Source organism: Flavobacterium daejeonense DSM 17708, assembly GCF_000425425.1.
GTDB lineage: Bacteria > Bacteroidota > Bacteroidia > Flavobacteriales > Flavobacteriaceae > Flavobacterium > Flavobacterium daejeonense.
The window spans coordinates 78828-100987 of the sequence record NZ_AUDK01000016.1 but is presented as its reverse complement, the minus strand read 5'-3'; the positions used below and the strand labels follow the sequence as shown (position 1 = coordinate 100987).

Annotated in this window: 12 protein-coding genes; all 12 read right to left on the bottom strand. The window is 34.7% G+C overall.

What is annotated here, in order from left to right:
* Window positions 1-15 precede the first annotated feature (15 nt).
* Window positions 16-2487: a sugar-binding domain-containing protein gene (locus H599_RS0112055; RefSeq protein ID WP_026714370.1), complete on the bottom strand. Its 2472-nt coding sequence runs from the start codon at window positions 2485-2487 to the stop codon at window positions 16-18.
* A gap of 18 nt (window positions 2488-2505) precedes the next feature.
* On the bottom strand, window positions 2506-6057 hold the full coding sequence (locus H599_RS0112050; RefSeq protein WP_026714369.1) for a family 78 glycoside hydrolase catalytic domain: 3552 nt from the start codon (window positions 6055-6057) through the stop codon (window positions 2506-2508).
* Window positions 6058-6318: 261 nt separating this feature from the next.
* Window positions 6319-6810 (bottom strand): DUF4488 domain-containing protein, encoded by a 492-nt coding sequence (locus tag H599_RS0112045; protein WP_026714368.1) that lies wholly within the window; start codon window positions 6808-6810, stop codon window positions 6319-6321.
* A 194-nt stretch (window positions 6811-7004) separates the two neighbouring features.
* On the bottom strand, window positions 7005-8201 hold the full coding sequence (locus tag H599_RS20345) for a hypothetical protein (protein WP_051590734.1): 1197 nt from the start codon (window positions 8199-8201) through the stop codon (window positions 7005-7007).
* A gap of 6 nt (window positions 8202-8207) precedes the next feature.
* Window positions 8208-9338, bottom strand: coding sequence for a glycoside hydrolase family 43 protein (locus H599_RS0112035; RefSeq protein WP_026714367.1), 1131 nt, complete (start codon window positions 9336-9338; stop codon window positions 8208-8210).
* Window positions 9339-9412: 74 nt separating this feature from the next.
* On the bottom strand, window positions 9413-10591 hold the full coding sequence (locus H599_RS20340) for a glycoside hydrolase family 16 protein (RefSeq protein ID WP_051590733.1): 1179 nt from the start codon (window positions 10589-10591) through the stop codon (window positions 9413-9415).
* Between the two features lie 361 nt (window positions 10592-10952).
* On the bottom strand, window positions 10953-12215 hold the full coding sequence (locus H599_RS20335) for a DUF4998 domain-containing protein (protein WP_081810557.1): 1263 nt from the start codon (window positions 12213-12215) through the stop codon (window positions 10953-10955).
* Window positions 12216-12240: 25 nt separating this feature from the next.
* Window positions 12241-13437, bottom strand: coding sequence for a DUF4959 domain-containing protein (locus H599_RS0112020; RefSeq protein ID WP_026714366.1), 1197 nt, complete (start codon window positions 13435-13437; stop codon window positions 12241-12243).
* 15 nt (window positions 13438-13452) lie between these two features.
* Window positions 13453-15423 carry a RagB/SusD family nutrient uptake outer membrane protein gene (locus H599_RS0112015; protein WP_051590731.1) on the bottom strand — a complete coding sequence of 657 codons (1971 nt, stop codon included), beginning with the start codon at window positions 15421-15423 and terminating at the stop codon, window positions 13453-13455.
* A gap of 36 nt (window positions 15424-15459) precedes the next feature.
* Window positions 15460-18720, bottom strand: coding sequence for a SusC/RagA family TonB-linked outer membrane protein (locus H599_RS19620; RefSeq protein WP_245600517.1), 3261 nt, complete (start codon window positions 18718-18720; stop codon window positions 15460-15462).
* A gap of 498 nt (window positions 18721-19218) precedes the next feature.
* Window positions 19219-20886 carry a S41 family peptidase gene (locus tag H599_RS0112005; protein WP_081810555.1) on the bottom strand — a complete coding sequence of 556 codons (1668 nt, stop codon included), beginning with the start codon at window positions 20884-20886 and terminating at the stop codon, window positions 19219-19221.
* Window positions 20887-20982: 96 nt separating this feature from the next.
* The gene (locus tag H599_RS0112000; RefSeq protein ID WP_211253753.1) at window positions 20983-22140 is read right to left on the bottom strand and encodes a glycoside hydrolase family 88/105 protein; all 1158 of its coding nucleotides are present in this window, start codon (window positions 22138-22140) and stop codon (window positions 20983-20985) included.
* Between the last annotated feature and the right edge of the window lie 20 nt (window positions 22141-22160).

Below are 22160 nucleotides of genomic sequence, written 5' to 3'. Positions count from 1 at the left end.
GTTCAAATGGTTTGGTTATCTATTTTTATTGGTTGACAGTATTTTAATAGTGCTGTCCTTCAAATCAGACGAACTTACTTTAACTATAATCTCTCCCGCTTCTTTTGTGCTTTTAACAACAAGCTGCGCTTTTCCTTTCCATGCTTTTCTGGTATTGGAAATATATAAATCAGTATCTTTTAAGTTAGCATTATCAACTGCTACAATAACAGCTGGTCCCGAAACAGTGAATGTAAGTTGGTTTTCCGCATTTGGATTCAAAATTCCGTCAACATCCGTAAGTTCAACACTTATATACGATAAATCCTGACCGTTTGCTGCTATTTCTTTTCTATCGGCAGTTAATTTGATTTTTGCAGCCGACTTTGCTGTTTTTAATGTTGTTGTTTCTACTTCCTTATTATTTTCTAAACCTACGGCTTTTAATACTCCGGCAGCATAAGGAAGAGTAAAAGTCGCTTTAAATTCCTGTTTCAATCCTGTCTCTTTTTCACCAATAACTTTATTATTCAGATACAGTCTCACTTTTGGATATTTCGAATAAACCTCCACTTCGATATTTTTTCCTTCATGATCAGGCCAGGTCCAACTTTCCCAAGTTGGCCAAACTGCCCAGGAAGTCAGTTTAATTGCCCCACTTTCCGGGTTAGGTTCGCGAACAGCCATATACAATTTCTCCGTATCATTATACAACATACTTCGATAATGAGAAATGGGTTTTCTCCACCCTGTTAAATCCACATCGCCACAATAAGCGCCATGCCAGGGATATAAATTTCCTTCCCAATGTTCCCCGGCCGGTTCTCCCGGATACACATAACGGCCAATACCTGATTCGCCTAAATAATCCATAGCTGTCCACACAAAATCACCAATGATATAACTGTGTTTTTGAACCAGATTCCAGTTTGCGAAAGCATCTTTAGGATAAGATTCCGTTTGTACAATTATTCTCGACGGAACTCGGGCATGATCGGATTCGGCACGATGCAATTGATAATTATAACCCGCCACATCATGAGCTGCCATTAAAGGATCGAAAATATCCCAAGAATTATCCCAAGTAGTCATTGCCGAAGTTACCGGGCGGGTTGCATCTATATCCCGAACAGCATTAGCCAACATCTTTGCCGTTTCAACAGCCTGCGGTTCTTTTCTTTCAATAATTTCATTACCAATGCTCCACATAATAATTGAAGGATGATTTCTATCCCTAAAAACCATCGATTCTACATCATGTTTCCACCATTTGTCAAAAATACCGGCATAATCATAGGTGGTTTTCTTTTCTTTCCAACCGTCAAAAGCTTCATCTATTACCAACATTCCTAATTGGTCACAGGCATCCAGAAAAGCTTCCGAAGGTGGATTGTGAGAAGTTCTTACTGCATTAAAACCCGCTTTTTTAAGCAATTCCACTTTTCTCACTTCAGCACGGTCATAAGCCGCAGCACCCAAAGCACCGTTATCATGATGGACACAACCTCCGTTTAACAGCACTTTTTTACCATTTAATACAAATCCGTTTTCTGCACTGAATTCAATTGTTCTGATCCCAAAATTTTTAGTAACCACATCTATTGGTTCATCACCAGCTTTTATTTCTCCAACTTTTATAATTTGAACTTCTGCTTCATAAAGATCTGGTGTTTCCGGCGACCACAATATTGGTTTCTCAATTTCTATATTTTGTACAATTTCTTTTTCTTCACCAGCTTTTAAATCAATCCCAACGCCATTATCGGTACTCATCGAAATAGTATTAGAACCATTTACTTTTTTTATAGAAATCGTTGTTGAAACAGTCATTGTTTGCAAAGTTTCTGTTTCATTTTTTACCATAGTTTTAACCTCAACTACAGCTTTTTCATTAGTCACTTTTGGAGTCGTTATTGCAACTCCCCAAGTTTTTATGTGAATTGGATTTTTGACTTTCAACCATACATTGCGATAAACCCCGGAACCGCTATACCATCTGCAATTTTTTTGTTGTGAATTATCGACTTTCACAGCAATAGTGTTTTGCTGTCCAAATTTTAAATATGGAGTCAAATCATACTCAAAAGAAGTATAGCCATAAGGCTGCATTCCTACTGATTTTCCATTAATAAAAACTTCCGCATTCATGTAAACGCCTTCAAAATAGATGGCTGTTTTTTTGTTTTTCCATTCAGCAGGTACTGAAAATGTTTTTCTGTACCATCCCGTTCCCATTGGATAAAAACCACCATCACCTGCACTTGGATTATTTCGTTCTGATTTTCCCTCAATACTCCAATCGTGGGGCAAATCTAATTTCCTCCAACGACTATCATCAAAATTCACCAAACTATTCTCATCTGAATCTCCTAATGCAAATTTCCAATCGGCATTGAACTTTTGATTTCTTTCAAAACCAACTTTCTTTTTCGTCTGAGCCCAAACACCATTCACCGTTAAGAAACTAAGTAAAAACAAAGACGCTACAAATTGTATATTTTTCATCATTTTTTTCTTGTATTTATTTTAATTGGCTATAACTGTTTCGAAACGGTATTCTCCGGATTCCAGTTTAAAAATAGCCTTGTTGTTTTTTATATTCAAAAACTGTATTCCGTTCTTTTTACCATTTATTTTTACGTCACTTTCTTTTAAAGCCGGTAAGTAAAGTGTCGCATTGGTATTTGCGGGAACTACAAAACGGAACTCATATTTACCGTTTTTTGTTTCCCAACTGCTTTCAATTCGTCCGTACATCGAATCGTAATAGCCATTAGCAAATGTCATTTGTCCCGTAACATCCGGTTCCGGTTGCAAAACAAAATGCTTAAATCCCGGTGAATCATCGTCTCTTACAATTCCTAATGAGTAATTATACATCCACGCTCCTACCGCTCCAAAGGCGTAATGATTAAACGAATTCATTCGATTATTTCCTCCAAATCCATCTTTGTGCGTGTAGGAATTTAAGCGTTCCCAAATAGTTGTCGCTCCCTGAGTTACCGGATACAACCACGATGGATATGAAGTTTGCTGCAACAATTGATAAGCTACATCAGAATAACCATTATCAGAAAGCGCTTTATTGATCCACGCCGTACCAATAAATCCGGTCATCAATGAATAGGGCGGACAAACAACTCCTTGCTCTGTTTTATTTTCTCTTTTTATGGAAGCTACAAAAGGTTTTATAGCCAGATCTGTATTCTGTTTATCCAAAACAGCAAAAACAAAAGGCAACACATAAGACGTTTGTGTATCAATTATTTTACCCCTGAAAGAAGTTTTTCCTGTTGTTTTATCAATGTAGGTTGTATTGAAAAAGTCTTTTCGTTCTTTATAATATTTAGAAAAATATTCTCGGTCTTCTTTTTTATCTAATATCGTTGCCACCTTGGTCATGATTTCTAAATCATAGATTAAATAGGCTTCCCAGAATAGTGTTTTTTCATTTTTAGCATCTTCTAAACTCAACCAATCGCCTAAAGAACCCCATGTATTTCTTTCTTTTTCTTTAAAAACATTAGTTTTAGGATCAATATCAGCTATAAGATAGTTCATGTAATTTTTCATCGCATCATAGTGCTCTTCTAACAAACTCACATCGCCATATTGCAGGTAATTTTCCCAGGCAACTGTAATTCCGGCACTTCCCCACATGGTTTCACCAAATCCAACACCTATGGGAGCTACATCCGGAAATCTCCCGTCTTCTCTTTGGATATCTCTCATAGCGAGCATGTGTCGTTTCAGAAATTGCTTCACATCGGATAAATGAACAGCAGTTCGGGAGAAAACTGAAATATCGCCACTCCATCCCAGGCGTTCGTTACGCTGAGGACAATCGGTTGGTATCGATAAAAAATTTCCTCTCATAGACCAGGTAATATTTTCCCATAATTTATTGACCAAAGGATTGGAAGTTTCGTAATGAGAAGACAATTGTTGTATGGAACTTAATACTTTTCCCTTAACATTAGCTAAGGGTAGCGGTTTTTCTATTCCTGTGATTTCGATATAACGGTATCCATGAAATGTAAATCGGGGTGCTATGGTTTCATTACCACCTTTCGTTACATAAATATCCTGTGACATAGCTGCCCTGACATTTTCAAGCATCAGCATATCTTCGTTACCTTTGTATTCAGGTAAATTAGGATACAAAACTTCGGCATAACGCAATGTGATTGTTTTTCCTTTCTCTGTATTGTTCAGGATAATTTTCGGAACGCCTACCATGTTTTGTCCCATATCATAAACAAATACGCCCGGACGAACTTCGATAACCGATTGAGCTGTTAATTCTTTAATTGGTTTGACCGTAGTACCAAATTGCCCTATTAATTGAGCGTCGGTAAAATTGTTAAAGTTGGGCAAATTCGCCGTTCCTTCTGAACTTACAAATCCATTAGTTCCTATAGCTTCCGCCTGATGCCAGTTGGACGCATCATATCCGGCTGCACTCCAACCTTCAATTGCTTTTTCTTTTGCTGCATCATAAACTTCACCCTGAAAAAAGCTACTATATTTTACAGGACCATCATTAAAATACTTCCACGCATCAGGATTACTCGTGATGATTTTTTCACTGCCATCGGCATAAGTAACTACCAGTTTGGCTAACAAAGACTGACGATCACCAAAGAAATTCCAGTTTTCACCCATAAATGTACTACCTCCACTCCACCAGCCTTCGCCCAGAATTGCTCCCAACACATTGGTTCCTTGCTGAACATTTTCCGTCACATCAAAGGTTTGATACAAATGGGTTTTATTGTATTGTGTTAATCCCGGATTAAAATAATCATCTCCTATTTTTTTACCGTTCATATAAACCTCATAAATTCCTCGGGCAGTAACATACAATCGGGCTTTACTTATTTTAGATGAGACTACATCAAATGTAGTGCGCAACATCGGCATGGAATTCCTAGTTGGATTTGCCAAGATAAAAGCATCCGAATTTCCTCCTGATAAAGAATATACTCCGTCTTTAATCGTTAGCCCTTCAAATCCAGAAAACAAACTTGGAATTCTTGCATTTTCAGAAAAAATTACATTTGAAGGACTTCGGTAATTTTTAATTTGAAATTCCGAAAACCTTGCCTTTTGTCCCTTCGATATTGAAAAACCAATATCTCCAACTACTGGAAAAGCTATAAAATCGCCTCCCGATCCCAATGGATTAAGGTTAAAATCAGCAATCTGATTTTCTTTTGTATCTCCGTCAATATAAATTTTTGTAACCCCAAGATTCGTTTGAATCAAAATTTTATGAGCTTCATATTTATTTTTGTTGTTAATAATCGAATTTGGTATTTGAAAACTTTTAAAAGGCACACCTTTCTTATCATCTGGATGGTACCCTACGCGATACACATTCAGTTTTGCATTTCCATCTGAATTAATCGAAGTAATATCTAACTCTACTTTAATATAACTACTGCCTTTTTTATTTTCTAATTGGTATAAATTTTTATTTTTATCCAATAAACGAGAATCGTTCCCTCCGTAAACAAATGCTGCTTGGGTGGACTGTGAGTTTTTATCCAACTGAATGGTACAATTAACAGCAAAAACGGGTAAATACTGAGAATACAAAACCATATCATTAGCATTACCACCAATCCATTTTGCTCCGAACCAGGCTGTAGTTTCTTTATCAGAATCACTATTAGTTACCGTTTTATGGTTCAACAAACCCGTTTCAAACCACGACTTTTCAGAATGCTTTTTCCCTTTTTGATCCCAAACATTCACAGTCCAGTAATACAAAGTGGTAGGCTTAAAATTTTCGCCTTTGTATTTAATATTAATAGATTTTCCACTTATAACTTTCCCGGTATTCCACACCTCTTGACCCAAATTATTAGTTACAATAATCTGATAGGCATTTTGATAACAGCCTCTGTTTTTGTTCAATGTTTCCATTTGCCAACTAAAAACAGGCTGAGACACATCAACACCTATAGGAGTTACTGCATTTTCTACCTTAAGATTTGTGATTTGGATATCTGCCCCAAAAAGAAAGCTTGGTACAGCAAGAAATAATAAAAAGATTAATTTAAAGGATTTCATTAAAAAACAGAAATTAGAATACTAGTTATAACGCTTTGCTAAAAACATGAAATTCAAAGCTATGTATTAAATCCAATTTTTGACACCAGTTCCTACCGGTTTTTCAAACAAAGCCACTAGATAAAAAACAAAGCATAAATAAATCCAATATTCTTTGGAATTAAAGGCTTATTTATGCTTCAATGCTTAACAACTTAGATATACAAATCGATAAATATTGTTTGGGTTATTGTTTTTTATTAGACCTCAAAGTCATCACAATTAACGCTTTTGAGTCCCAGGTTGCACAAAGTTTACACCGCTGGCACTTGTTGGCACAGCCAAAGGCAAACGAATCCATTTTTCATTTATCCAAATATTACCCTCAAGATTATAACTCCAAGCCACCGTCATTGTATTTTCATCTATCAAGTTGTATTTGATAGGTGAATCTTTTCCACTTAAACGGGGGTGGAGCACATTCTGTATGATGTGCTCCACTAAAGTATTGTCTGATTCTATTTCATAAGATCCATATTGTACAATTATTGTTTCATAAGGCAAAGTTGCAAAGGTGTAATAGGTGCCATCAGCATTAATTACTTTGTAGTCTCCTGTTACTATTTTTATAGGTTCACCATTAACAAGTTTCCTTTCGTCTATTCGCCGCCAAATTCCAACAATTGATTTTGAAACAGGAATATGTTTTTGTTCTGTCTGCGCCGATAATGTTGCAGAAAAAATAATAATTAATAATGCAAAAATGTGCTTCATAATAAGTTTTTTTGGTTCCTAAAAATTATAATTTGTTCATTTGGTTTTTCTAAAAACATGAAATTCAAAACTATCGCTTTAATTAAAATTTTCAACAGCAGTTTCCCCTCTGTTTTTCAAACGAGTCTACCAGAAAAGCAATGCGTAAATGAATTTCTCCATTTATTCTTTGATTACAACATCTTTATTTAAAATTAATTACTCGGCAATCCATCAGCTTTCATCCCTTGCAATATTAAAGCATTCATTATATAAAGGAAATCTGAACCGTCATCTTCCCAAGAACCATTAATTCCATAAGGCCAAAAATGAGTATTATCTCCTTTTACAACCGCATTAGCATCATTTGTCATCATTTTAAGTATTTCGTTGGCTCTCGTACCATGCCAGGTACCCGCATACATTAATTCCCAATATTTTGCATGTTGCCCAACTCCTACCGTGTGAGCCATTTCATGCATAGCTGTTCCGGCTTTTTGGTAGGCTGCATTGGAACCCATATTAATCCAACCGTTAAAATTCGCATCGGCAGTAGGGGTTCCCGGCGAATAATTCACCGTAACATGTTTTACAATGGATGTAAAATTATTGTAATAGGTTGTTGCCAAATCAAATGCTGCTTTTATTCTGGTTACAGTTGCAACATCAGCACCGTTTTGATTAAAGGAATAGGTAAAATTCCCTTTTTTAATCGTGCTGATTACAAATTCTTCACCATATAAAACCTTCGAAGATGTAACCGCATAAGGTCTGATATAATACAAGGTTTCAGGCGTCAAATTAGAAATACGTTGTTTAAACTTACTCTCAACCGTACTCCTGGCAATTTTATTATTCGCAACAGTAGGTTCTTTGACGGTATTGTACACCAATCCTATTTCCTGAATAGTTACATCACCCTGTTCTTTCAACTCAACATCAAAAAATAAATCCTGTGCACCGGCCACTTTTATGGTTCCTAAAACCAATAACGGAGAGGCTAACTCCTTTGTCTTGAAACTGATTTGATTTCCATAAGCGACTCCTTTTTTATTTACTGCATAAGCCCGGGCATAATAAACCATTCCTCCTTCCAGATTAGTCAGATCTACTTTAAACTCACCAGAACCTCGTGTAACACTGGCTGTATTTTTTGTTCCTTCATACGTAGGATTGGTCGTTGTTCCATAACACACCCCTCGTTCGTACACACTTGTCCCTCCGTTATCTGTCAAAAATCCCCATATAACAGCCTGTTTGGCTGCGATATCTTCAGCTTCATTTGTCTGTAAAGTGGCCAGCGTCCCAACAAAATCAGGTTCTTCTACTTCTGAATTTTCTGACGAACTTCCTGGCGAACAAGAACATATAAGAAGCAATAATAACATCAATGAATCAATACTTTTTTTCATAATTCTTTATTTTTTTCTAAAAACATCTAAATCCCATTTGTCATACCATTTCAAAACCGGCTTTTCTTTATTAAATTTTATAGGAAGCCAGACATAAGTTCCATCAATAGGCTTATCCGGTTTCCAGCGGTCGGCCATAAAAATGAATTGGTCTTTTTCCCCCTGAACCTGTAAAATAAAGGTACTTTGAGAATGAAAGGTAAGTGAAGCCCCTTTTCCTATACAGGGATTTCCCAATGATTTCCATGGCCCCCAAATGGATTTTGAACGAAACGAACGAGCTGCATTAGGATCCCAGCCCGTACAACCGGAAGTGATCATGTAATAAATTCCGTCTTTTTTAAAAATAGCCGGGGCTTCATTATGTCCTGCCGGTTCCATTCTGGTCCATTTTCCTGTAAAACTTAAATAATCATCACTCAGTTCGGCTATATGCAGTGTTAAATTATCTTCTGAAGAATATATAAGATAAGCTTTGTCATCATCATCAACATATACGGTCATGTCTCTGGACATTTGCCCCATATCAAAATCCCTGCGAACCAACATTCCGTTCTTAACAGCTGTCATCCATTCCGGAGTCCAGGACTTTAATTCTTCCTCATTGGCTGGCGCCAACTTGAATTTAGCATCAAAGTTTATTGGCCAGACTCCTTTATTAGGACGAATCGATTTGATATACTTAAAAGGTCCTTTAGGAGTATTACTTATGGCTACAGCAGCCCGGGCAGCTTCATAACCCTGATTTTTCAGTTCCAAATGAAACCACATAACATACTTTCTGGTTTTTTTATTAAAAATAACTTTTGGTCTTTCTATAATACATCCTTTGGTTATTTCTGAATCAGGATTTTTCTCAACCTTTAAAACAATTCCTTCATTTTTCCAATTGTATAAATCTTTTGAAGAATAACATCTTACACCCTCTTGAGCCGTATTCCCTCCACGTCCGGCAGTTTTATGTTCGCCATACCAATAATAAACACCATCCATAAATACAATTCCGCCACCATGAGCATTAATGTGTATCCCATCTGTATCTTTCCATGGTTTTCCAGGAATGAAAGAATCATTTTCATTCAAACAAAAGGAAAATAAAACACAACAAGCCGCTACAACTGAAAACAAAAACTTCATCTGGAATTATTAAATTAAATACTTAAAAAAACAGGCAACAATAGAATAGCTGCCTGTTTTCATTTTATAACTTTTTACTCGCCTGGAGTTGCTGCCACATAAATATTTCTTCCCAGAAAATATTGAGGCGTTGTTCTTACTACAGAATTATCCGTCGTGGTTCCACTGGCTCCTTCCATTTGCATATTCATAATTAACCAAAAAGGTTTCCCTACATAATCTTTTGTTGCCGTTGTTTTAAGTGAACCGTCTATATACATTTTAACCAAAACATCCGTGCTTGAAACTTTTTCCATGGTTAATTTATAATTGTGCCAAGTTGTAGTAGCATCCGGTATTGCGGTAAGAACAGAAGTCCAAACCGTTTGATTCCAAGCCGGCCCAGTTACGGTGTTTTGTAACGTACTTGATGTTCCTTTAAACTCTAAAATATCTACTTCCGGAGGCCAGCTCCAGGCACCGGTTATCCAAAAAGCAGGCCAGGAAGAAGGTACAATTGGCGCTTTAAAATCACCACTAATTTCCCAATAAGGCAATTCGGAAGTTACTTTTATTTGCTCTTTAGCATGAATTGCCCCTGAATGAAATGTAATCCTTAATTTAGGTTCAGCAGTACTATATCCTTCCCAAGCCCAATTAGTCCATTCTGATTTTATTTGAAGAACTCCTCCATTTAGCAAACTTACATTTTCAGCAAACATTCGAGCCGAACCATTATGATCTGAACCCCAAGGATAAAGCATATTCCATTCTGCCTCAAATTTTTCTTTACTATCAAAAGATGTCCCATCTAAATAAACAATGGGTTTAGGAATTCTAATAGTTGTAAAAATTTTTTCTTCTCCATATCCTGTACCCGCATCCGATGTTGCAAAAGCCCTTACATAAAAAGTCTGTCCGTCATTCAGTCCAGACAACTCTGTTGTAAATTCTCCGGTACCCTTTACTGAAGTAGCATTCAGAAATTCCCCATTTTCTATTGTGGGACTACCGGAAGTATTCCAGCAAACGCCTCTTCTTGCAATGGATGCACTTCCTTTATCTAAAATTTTGGCGTTAACAACAGCTGATGTCTTTAGTACATTACTCACTTCCAATGTTTGTACCTGTGGTAATACCTTTTCAGATACAGGGTCACTATCTGAATTTGTACCTTCAGAGGTATTAACACTTCCACTTGAACAACTAATTGTTAAAAAAGAAATCAGAATTACACCTAAAAGCTGCAAGTATTTTTTTTTATTTTTTTTCATAGTCCTATAAATATTATGACAACTTTCAAATTATCAATTTTATATTATTTTAAAATCCTTCATTTGTACAATTAAGGATTCAATATTTTTAATTATAAACAACATAACCTTTCATCCAAATCTTCTTCAACAGTACATCTCTATACTTGAAACTATTTTCTTTTGTACAATTTATCAATTATACATGAAAAATCTGGTTAAAAAATAATTTATAAACAATAGCTTTTTAGGTCACGGACTTCACATTTTCTAATCAAAAAAATGAAACAAAATGTAAAAGGTGATATGATATCTATTATGAATGAATGAATCATACATATCACCTTTACATTATAAGCAAAATCACCTCAAATAATCACAATTATTTAGCATGCAGTAATTTAACATTGTCTACAAAAAGAATTGGACTAGAACCTCCTCCGGTATTAGCAGTTTTCCTATATCCCATTCTAATTTTAACTATTTTAGGTGTGGTAACCTTAAATACCAAACTATGATTCTTCCATGTTTCCGTAGCGGAAGGAAAACCGTCATAAATACCCAAACCATCCATCTCGTATCCCATCATACTGGATGCACTAGATGTAGTTATCTTCATGAATGACTCCCAAGTCATTGTATAAGTTCCTACCGGAAGATTTACCGCTTGCTCTACATAAAGATTAGCAGGCCCCCAATGTTTCTTAACTCCTAAAAGAGCTAATCCTCCCGTTGCTGTTGGTAACGGAGCAGTTTCTAAACCAGCAGTAACACTTCCATAAAGAACAGTACCTAACTTTTGAAAATCATTAGTTGTACCTGCAACAGGGACTTCAGTCCATCCTGGCACATCATAAACCATAGTACCTAAAGCGGCTCCAGTTGGATTGATTTCAAAATTAGCATTAACTAAATAAGTATTTGTTACATCTGTCTGTGTAGAAAAAGACTTTTCTGGTGTAAAAAAAGTATCAATTGCATCTTCTTCCGGTTGATAAGCAGTTTTATACTTAATATCAGTACCCGATTTGTAATCCAGAATAGTATAATTACTTTGATTAGATTGAATAATTAATTCTTTTTCCGTATCATCAGTAGCTGTATAAGTAAGAATAGAATAAGATGAATTTTTAGTAAAATCATTTAGACTTGCAAGAGTTCCAACAAGTGTTGCTCCATTACTAATACCTGTTGCAATATTTCTATTCATTATATCTGCCAGTAAAGTAGCTTCATAACGTTCTCCATATGTATTCCCAATCATAAATACAGGAATGGATTTATTCCCTAATTTATCATAGGTACGAACCTCAAAATTGTATATATTCTCTTCTAATCCATCAATGATAACATCCAAAACATCAATACCCGATGTTCTGGTAACAGGCACTACGACAGAATCTTTTCCTGTGTTCCAAAAAACACGCACTTCAGTCACTTTGGGATCAGAAATGATTAAGCCTTTTACATTCACTCTGTTTTTTCCACCATAAATATGTAAAGAATCTATTTTTCCTGTATAAGATAACTCACCATCTTTAATAAAATCCTTATATCCATCGTCCATACTTGTACAGGACCACAAACCTGCTGTCAAAAGCAACAACATTATAGTTTGAAAAACATATTTTTTTATTTTGTTCATAACAATAGTTTTTTCTCGTTAAACATTAATTAGCGCCATAAACCTGAATTTCACCAATTGCCATAGTTCCAATTCCTCCCCAGTTTTTGATAGAAATAATTCTCAGATATCTTATAGGTGGCGCTGTTGCATCGAAATCCCAACTGAATCCGGCCACAGCAGTATTGTAATCCTCCGCTGTTTGTTCCCCGAATGGAAGACCTGAAGGTTTTACAGCATTATAACTACCTAATTTAATCCAGGTATCATCAAGAGTTCCATCTGGGTTTGGATTTGCTGAGCCCCAAATTTCAAATTCCTTTAAGTCTCCAGTATAATAATACGTTCTACCATTATAATATTCAGGATAATCCCAAATAACCATGCGGCTCATCCTTTTTAATACTCCAGTATCAATTGTAACAACATGCTGACCCGGTACAGCTCCATCAGTTAAAAACACTTTTGGCCAGTCCATAATGTTCCCGTCCCACATACCTGAAGGAATCGCTGATGGATGTGTTTTTGTATCACCTGGTAAAGGGAAATGCTTATAACCTGATTTAGGCAAGGCAAATTCTTCCAAAGGTGTTATACTTGTAAATAGGGTATCTGTTGTATTTAACCATCTATCTCTCACCGTGATGGCAAACTCCTGTTCGACAGACTGAAATCCTCTCACCGTTTTATTAATTACGTCAGTCGAAGTATAAATACTTCTAGGATTAACAACCCAATCTCCCTGCACATCTTTTTGCATTACTAAAATTGAAAGATTCTCCCGCGTAAGATTACTACCTGTGATATAAATACCTCCAAAAGCTGAGCCTGCTTGAATACTTCTGTAAACATCCCATATTGCTGCTTCCAATGGTTTAATTGTTACAACAACAGGTTTAGAAGCAGTTTCACTCCTATTTACAGCATACAATTTAACATCATGTTCATCAGTATCTGCAAATCCTTCTACTGTAAGCGTATTATTATAATAAGAAGATTTTACTTCCATTTTTCGACCAGTGGCAAGAGTGTATTCTGCTTTCACATATAATAAATCCTGATCTGATGGCAAGCTGTACGTTAATTTAGCCTTACCCGGTAAATTCTCAACAGTAACATTTTCAACCTGTCCGGGAGGTGTCGAATTATGTTCTAAAGGCTCTAAATTATTTTGATCACAACTGATAATCAACAAAGTTATCATTGTTGCAAAAATGCTTCTATTTACTATTTTCCAATTCATAACTATATATTTTAATTACCAACCTAAATTTTGAACTAAGTTTGGATTTTGAATCATTGCACTCTCCGGTATTGGCCAGAAATAATCTCTAGGAGCAATAAACTGTTGTTGTGAAACAGTTACTTCCTGATAGTAAGAAGTCTGATCAGTACCTTTGATATTCCAACCTGTAATTGGAGCATTTAAATTTTGAGTAGCTAATTTCCATCTTCTTAAATCCCAAAAACGATGCCCTTCAAATGCTAATTCAATTAATCGTTCTCTTTGAATAATTTCTCTAAGTCCGGCTTGTGTAGAAGGCTTAGTTGGTATTGAAGAAAAATTAGCCCAAGATTCTACCACTCCCGCTAATCCGGCTCTTTCTCTAATACGATCTAAATACTCATATACTGTTGCAGAAGGCCCTTCTGATTCGTTCAAAGCTTCGGCATACATTAAATACAAATCTGCCAAACGTATTTCGGGCCAGGCATATCCTTTATAAAACGAACCTCCGGTTGTATAAGTAATCTGATTCCAATCTACCAATTTCTTAACAAAATAACCGGTTACATTCATATGGAAAGCATGTGAAGCTCCAGCTGGATCACCAAATTTACCTTTCACCCCCCAAACAGTACCATCATCTGATTTTGATGGACTATCATATTTATACCAAACTCCTCCATCAAAACTTAAATCAGCATAAAAACGAGGCTCTCTGTCAAAATTAATTCTCGCTGTTACAAAACCTTCCTTGATATTGAAACGCTCAGCATTTGTGGCAACTCTTAATTGGGTATCATTTGAAAAATTTAATGTTTTATCTTCACTAATTGGCACTCCGTTTTTAGTATAAAACATTCTGGCCATTTTAAGTGGTGGAGATAAAATCTTTCTGGCATCATTATGATTGTGTGCCGGATCTAACGGAGGCATAGCTAATCTTTGTATATCAGAAGTTTGACTATTAGAATTTCCCCAGATAATTTCTGAATTCCATCTTTCACACACCGCCTGACGAATACTCATTTGAATCATGGTTTCTGGTGTAAGTGTAAATGGAGATTGCGGAAAAACATATAAACTTTTCCCATTAGTCTCAGCAGATTCAATAGCTATTAAAGCAGCATCAGCAGCTAACTTCCATTTATTAGCATCATAAGTTGCATTAAATAAAGGAGCACCATCCTTGTTTACTAAACTTGAAAAATCATTGTTACCGTTAAATAATGGACTGGCGGCCATTAACAATAATTTAGCCTTCACACTTAAAGCAATGGTCTTTGTTATTCTTCCTGCTTCTGTTGTAGGGACAAGTGTATTATCTTCAGGTAATTTTTCGGTTGCTGTGTCCAATAAATCAGCTATATAAGACACACATTCATCAACAGGCTCTCTTTTAACATTAATTTGATCTTCAGGTGCATCAATAGGAATGTTCGTTTTCATAAGAGGGATGGGACCATACATCCTTAATAAATAAAAATGATAATAGGCTTTTAAGAACTCTACTTCTCCTATCCATCGTTGTCTTTCGGTAGCCGTTAAATCAGGAACTTTTGATTCATCTGTAACATTTTCTAAAAAGATATTACAGTGACGTATCCCTGTAAACAATCTATAATTATCCCCAGGACCTCCTCCTGAATAATTGCCATCCCATACGTTAAAATAAGGATTTGCTCTTCTTTGACTACCTCTTGCTATTTCAAATACATCACTGGTAATAGAAGTTTTATAAGGAATCCACATTTCATCTCCTCCTAAAAATCCAGGATTGTGATAGACACTTCCATCTTTTGGAAGATAGGAATAACAGGTAAATAAATATTTTTCTGCTTCATTTCTTAACTTAAAAGCATTATCAATAGTTGCCACATTATCCGGTATCACATCCAAGAAATCACTTGAACACGCACCTACAGCAAGCAAGGTGATAAATGATGATGCTATTGGTATAATAGATTTTCTTAATCTATTTATTATGGTTTTATTTTCTTTCATGATTATTATTTTTTATGCCTTTATCATATTCACACATTACAAATCAAGTAAAATTCCAAAATTGTAGGTTACCTGAATAGGATATCCTAAACCATTACCTCCCATTTCAGGATCCCATAACTTAAAATTACTAAACACCACAGGATTCATTGTATTAGCATACAATCTCAAATTTGAAATTTTAAACTTATCTAAAAATTCTTTAGACACATTATATCCTAACTCAATGCTTTTAAGTCTTAAGAATGCTCCGTTTCTCATCCACCAAGTAGAAGTCTGATTATTGTTTTCAACGAAAGTATCACTCAATCTTGGCCAAAAAGCATATAAGTCTCTATTATCTTCAGACCAGTGATCATCAGCAACTACTTTCAATAATCCGTTTTGAGCACCTCCATTAGTAACAAAAGGAGAAATGTTTTGTGGATTTATAAAAAATGAAGAACGTGCAGAACCCTGGAAGAACAAACTGAAATCAAACTTTTTATAACCCAATGTCCCACCAAAACCATAAATAATTTCCGGGGAGGTTGGATATCCAATTGGCACTTTATCCAAAGCAGAAATCACTCCATCACCATTTACGTCTCTGTATTTAATATCTCCTCCTCCATAAACTCCAAATTGTTTTGGTGAATTAGCAGCTTCCTGATCATCAACAAATAATCTTTCGGCAATGTATCCATAGTTTTGAGCAATCGAATTTCCTTTTCTATATAAATAATCTAATTCCGGCGGATAATAATTCTCATCATATTTTAATATTTTACTGGTTGAGTAGGTTAGGTTCCCTCTTAAATTTGTAAACCAATTATCTCCAAAATATTTGTTATAATTGATTGACATATCCAAACCTTTACTTTCTGCTGCTCCAAAATTGGTTGCAGGTGTTACAGCAAGTCCTAAAGTAGAACCAATATTAGAACGTGTTTGTAAAATATTAGAACGTGTTTGCTTAAATGCATCTACAATAATATCAATAGAATTGAATAACTTCAAATCCATTCCAATATTGATTTGTTTGGAACGTTCCCAGCTAATTTTATCATTTGCATATCTTGAAATAGAAACCCCATTACGGTAATACCCATTTAAATCTCCAAAACTGGCTCCATAAATACCATCATTCAAATTAACATTTGATAAATAAAAGAAACGATCTGTCTTATTTCCTATTTGATCATTACCAACCCATCCATAACTGGCTCGGAATTTTAAATTACTCACTACATTAAGTAAAGGCTCGAAAAATTTCTCATTAGAAACGATATATCCTAACGCTAATGAAGGAAAGAAACCATATCTATTATTTTTGGCAAAACGTTCTGAACCATTATACCCAAAATTAAATTCTGCTAAATATCTTTTATCATATCCATAAGTAAAGCGTCCTGAAAGACCAAAGTTTCTGGAGGGCAATGAAGCTTGGAGACTACCTGGATTACCTGACTCAATATTTTGCAAAATATTAATTAACATACCTGAAACATCATGTTTGTCTTTAAAGGTTCTATTATAGTTAACTGCTGTTTGAAGATAGATTTCCGAACTAAGATTTTTATTACCTTCACTATAATTTAGATATTCTGTACCGGCAGTACCAATAGAGCCTTCTCCTCCTGGATTCAGCAAGTTTAAAAATATCTCATCAGTATCCGGATTAATTGTGGCATTATAATAAAAAGGATTGTACTGTCTTGAAAGACTATAAAAAGAATATCTTCTAACGTAGGTCATTGCTCTTGCACTTAAACCCGGAGTAATAGCCTTAAGATCTTGTTTCAATTCCAATTGAGTCTGAATTGTTGAAGCTTTATTTACCTGATATCCTCTTACCATTTCTGCATAAGGATTCGTTAACAAAGTTGTACTTCCATAACCGGTTACTGCTCCACCAAATAAAGGATGCTCTATATAAGGCAACAACTCCGCAGGGTAAACAGCTGGAAAAGCTACAGGATTAGACCAAATGGCTTTGTTAAAAATATTGGCACCACCACCAACCCAATTCCCATTATTATCATATCCCCCTAATGGACCTGTATAATCATCAAACTGGCTATAAAACCTAATAATCCCTTCTGTACTTGGAGTTAACCTGATATTTACATTACTCCTAAAGGAATAATTTCTTAATTTGATATTATTATTGAAATTATTCAAATTATCAACTTTCAATACTCCATTGTCAATATTATAAGTACTCGCCACATAATATTGCGTTTTATCACTACCTCCGCTTACACTCAAATTATATCCCTGATTGAACGTATAATCTTTTATCAATTGATCAATCCAGTTATTATTAGGATATAAGACAGGGTCAGCACCAGCAGCAGTTCTGTCTATTTTAATTTGGGAATAAGGTAAAACACCAATTGGATTACGGGTTAAAACAGCCTCATTAGCCAAATTCATATAGGTTATATTATCTGCAAACTTGAAATTTCTGGTATTACTAGACACCTTATTTTCCTGACGAAATCTAAATTTTAATTTACCTGCCTTACCTGATTTAGTAGTAATCAAAACCACCCCATTAGCACCACGAGCTCCGTAAATAGAAGCTGCCGAAGCATCTTTTAAAACCGAAAATGCATCAATATCGTCTGGCTGTAAGCGTGCCATATCTGTAGAGGTAGATTCAACTCCATCAATCAAAATTAACGGATTTACTTTTCCGGCTCCGAAAGACCCTAAACCACGAATAAAGAAATCTGAATTATCTGATCCCGGCTCTCCACTTCTTTGATAAGCAATCATACCCGATACTCTACCCGCCATCATGGTAGTTAGGTTACTTGTAGGTCCTTTTATTTCTCCAACTGGAATGGTTGTAATGGCACTTACCAAACTTTCTTTTTTCTGTGTCCCGTATCCTACTACAACAACTTCTTCTAATCCTTCCGAACTTGGTTTCAATTGTACTTTAAATTCTGAACGAGTTCCTATTTGCAATTCTACAGTTTGGTACCCGATAGAACTCACGACTAACACCTTTGAATCAGCATTTAGCTTCAAAGTAAATTTCCCGTCAAAATCAGTTATTGTTCCTAATTTCGTATCTCTGATAGAAACGGTAGCCCCGGGAAGAGGCATCCCGTTTTCGTCATTAACCTGACCGCTAATACTTTTTTGTTGTTGTACCGTTTGAATTTCATTTCCATTTCCATAATCAATTGTGTATGCCTGTACCTGAGACAAAGAAGCTAATACACAAAACAACGTCAGCTTTTTTCTCAAATCAAATCCAGATACACGATCAGGAGCTTTTTTCATCCTAATAAAATTTGTCATGTTTGGTTGTAATTTTGGTTAATTAATAATTTGTTAGTTTGTAAATTATCTTAGCATCCTATGAGAACAAAAATCAACTTAAATTTTTTTAAACATTCTTTAAGAAAATCTTGTTTGGAATTAACAAATAATTCACATTACAAATCTATCAGAACACCTACAATCGAAAGGGGGGAATTTCAACATTAAAACGGGGATAAATCAGTAAAAAACAAATAAAAACAACATATTTTAAACAAACATCAAAAAATTAATACAAAAAAAACATTATAAATAATTAATAAGCTTCTTCAACAAGAAACAAAAAAAACTCCAAAACCAACTAATAAAAAAATCGATCTCACTTCAAATAAAGCGAGACCGATTTTTTTGGTTCTAAAAAGCTAATTCAATTATTTCACAAAACGATACATCTCTGATGCTCTCAGTAAAAAAACCAACAACTCATAGTCTAACAAAGTTTTTACATATCAATGATGTTAGTTAACTTAATCTATTTTAATTTTTTATCAATTTCACTCCTTCAATTACATATTGATCCTTCATAAAATTTGAAGTGGTTTCTTTAACATAGTGATCTATTTTCAATCCTTTTCTCTGTACTCCCATTCCGTTAGGATAAAATGCTCCTAAACTTGTGAAATCAATTATAGTGCTATCTGGCATTTTAAATGAGGCAATATTCATTACAGAACCAGCTGTGTTTTCACCTACAGTTATACAAGTAGGAGATGCTTGAATAGCCATTCCAATATACTCAGCCTTACTTTGAGTGGTATGATCTACTAATAAAACAATCTTTTTATTATAGTATTTTGAGTTTTTACCACCACTTTTAAAAGGATCTATGATAATACTAATTGAAGGCTTACCAAAGCTTGCCAATGAAGGTCTATTTCCTAATGGCGATAGAACCTTAATAAATTCTTCCCTATCTGGATAAGTGTATTTTGTAATATCATCTCCTGAAATATTTTTAGGATAATTTCTTAAATCTATTATAATTCCATTTGTGTTAGAAAATGCTTCAAAAGCTTTTTTAATATCCTCTTTAGAAACTGTTTTTAAATTTATATAGCCAATATTATCATCAATAAGTTGCCATTCCTTTTCAATTTGGAAAAATGGCAAAGAGGAATAGTCCTTGTCAGTAAATGTTTTATAAAGATGAATATATTTTGTCGTGATATAATTTTCTCTTTTTATTTTCACCTTAATACTATCTTTGGTATTTCGCATTAGCCATCTGTTGGCCCACTTTTTTAAATAAGAATCATTTGATGAAGAAAACTTTGCCCCTATCTTTTGTTTCTGAAATGATTTAATGTCCATATCATTAACTTCCACTATCAAATCCCCTAATTTCAAATCATCTTTTTTTCCTAATTTATTTAATATGCCAGTAATTACTAAAGTGTCATTGACAATCTTGATTTCAAATGACGGCTTAAATTTTAATAGAGAATCTGAAACCGGTTTGGCAAAATAATAGGAATGAGAATCATTTAGAGATACAATTAATTTAGTTTTTGCCAGCTCGTACTCAAGATTTGTCTTGGCGTTTGAAAAATCATCCACAAAATATTCTAACTGACTAAACCAGTTTTTGTCCATCAAATATTTATTTACATAATAATATTGGATGACGTTCCAAAAACTGAATAACTCTAATAATCTATGGCTTTTTATTTTATAGTCAAATGCTTTAAATCCTTTCTCATTTTCGAAAGTCAGGATTTCACTCTTTGAAGTGTAATAACTACCTAAACTTGTATTGTTTTCTAATTTTTTCAACTTGGTATAAAGTTCTTTATTGCCCGAATACTGTTCTATCCACTTATAATCAAAATTTTTGGCGAATACATTATCCATATTAGTATCGGTCTTTATTTTGCTTTCTTTGACTGATAAAACAAAATTTAATAAAAAAGAATCAAGATTTGTTTGTGTTTGTACTCCTTCTAGCTTGTCAATATTTTCAACGAAAATGTCGTCCCAATTGTAATTTCCTTTACTTACTTCAGAATGATGGTACTTTAGAAGTCCCCATACCAAACCAAATTGTTTGTATTTTTCGACGTTACTAAGCACCGTTTTCTCCTGAGATCTCATTTGAAGAATACCACAAAAACAAATTATAATTACTAAGATGAATTTTCTATTCATAAAAATATTTTAAAAAAAAATTTAAAACAATCTAAACTCAATAGAGTTGATTATTAAAAAACAGTAGATAAAATGACAATTTTCAAATCATAAACTTTATTTCACAAAACGACTTATCTCAGAAGCAGCTAATAAAAAAGCTCCTACTCCAAAATCAGCCGTAGAATTTTTATCTACAACCTGACCTGGAATGGCTTTTTCGCCAATAGGTTGAACATAACCTACAGTACCATCAGCTTGAAGTGCAAAATGAGTCAAGTAATTCCATGATTTTTCAACTACTGGCAAATAAGCTGCTTTATCTAAAATTCCATTGTTGATTCCCCATAAATAACCATAAGTAAAAAAGGCTGTTCCGCTGGTTTCAGGTCCCGGAGCATGTTCCGGATCTAAAATACTTCGGGTCCAATAGCCTTCTTTTTGTTGGGCAGCTGCTAAAGATTGAGCCATAGCTTTAAATCGGTTGATATATTCCTCTCTATGTTTTGCTTTTTTTGGCAAATCCTGAATGATTTTAGCATAAGCTGCAAAAATCCATCCGTCTCCTCTGGCCCAAAAATCTTTTTTACCATTAGCACTTTTATGTTTTGGATAAATATATTTTGCGTCTCTGAAATACAACTTTGCCTCATCGTCATACATAATAGAATTAGCATAAGTTAAATACTCATGCAATTTCTCCAAATACAATTCGTTTCCGGTTACTTTATATAACTTCGTCATCACCGGCATTACCATATACAAACCATCAACCCACCACCAATAATCATTGGCCGCAGTACTCATCTGGTATTCCATTACTTCGCGGGCGCGGGCAATTTTAGAAGCATCCTTTTTTCCGGTGAAATTGTACAAATCAATATAAGTTTGAAAACAAATTTGCCAATCACCAAACAACACATGTTTATCATTTTCTCCATAATTGTACTTCCACTCTGCTTTATTAGTTGATTTAGCCCCCGTCCATTGATTCTTCTCAGCCCAAGCCAAAGAATAATCCAAATATTTTTTGTTTTTGGTTACTTTATAAGCTTCCATATTCCCGGTATGATAAGCCGCCACATTCCAAAAAGCATTCCCTAAATCCGGATGATTATTTTGCCAATGATTGTTGACTTTATCAATAATCGCAATCACTTCTTTTTTAGATTCTTTTATAACAGTTTTCTGCTGCACAGCACCACTTTTGCAACTAGCCGTTAGCAAAAACATCACCATTAATGTCATGAAAAATGAGTTCTTTAAATTCATCATTATAATTTATTTAGTTTAGT

Bases quoted from the DNA above. Each gene is read 5' to 3' on its own strand.
- H599_RS0112050 (WP_026714369.1), bottom strand. From the start codon at position 6,057: ATGAAATCCTTTAAATTAATCTTTTTATTATTTCTTGCTGTACCAAGC.
- H599_RS0112045 (WP_026714368.1), bottom strand. From the start codon at position 6,810: ATGAAGCACATTTTTGCATTATTAATTATTATTTTTTCTGCAACATTA.
- H599_RS0112015 (WP_051590731.1), bottom strand. From the start codon at position 15,423: ATGAAAGAAAATAAAACCATAATAAATAGATTAAGAAAATCTATTATA.
- H599_RS20345 (WP_051590734.1), bottom strand. From the start codon at position 8,201: ATGAAAAAAAGTATTGATTCATTGATGTTATTATTGCTTCTTATATGT.
- H599_RS19620 (WP_245600517.1), bottom strand. From the start codon at position 18,720: ATGACAAATTTTATTAGGATGAAAAAAGCTCCTGATCGTGTATCTGGA.
- H599_RS20335 (WP_081810557.1), bottom strand. From the start codon at position 12,215: ATGAACAAAATAAAAAAATATGTTTTTCAAACTATAATGTTGTTGCTT.
- H599_RS0112000 (WP_211253753.1), bottom strand. From the start codon at position 22,140: ATGATGAATTTAAAGAACTCATTTTTCATGACATTAATGGTGATGTTT.
- H599_RS0112005 (WP_081810555.1), bottom strand. From the start codon at position 20,886: ATGAATAGAAAATTCATCTTAGTAATTATAATTTGTTTTTGTGGTATT.
- H599_RS0112035 (WP_026714367.1), bottom strand. From the start codon at position 9,338: ATGAAGTTTTTGTTTTCAGTTGTAGCGGCTTGTTGTGTTTTATTTTCC.
- H599_RS0112055 (WP_026714370.1), bottom strand. From the start codon at position 2,487: ATGATGAAAAATATACAATTTGTAGCGTCTTTGTTTTTACTTAGTTTC.
- H599_RS0112020 (WP_026714366.1), bottom strand. From the start codon at position 13,437: ATGAATTGGAAAATAGTAAATAGAAGCATTTTTGCAACAATGATAACT.
- H599_RS20340 (WP_051590733.1), bottom strand. From the start codon at position 10,591: ATGAAAAAAAATAAAAAAAAATACTTGCAGCTTTTAGGTGTAATTCTG.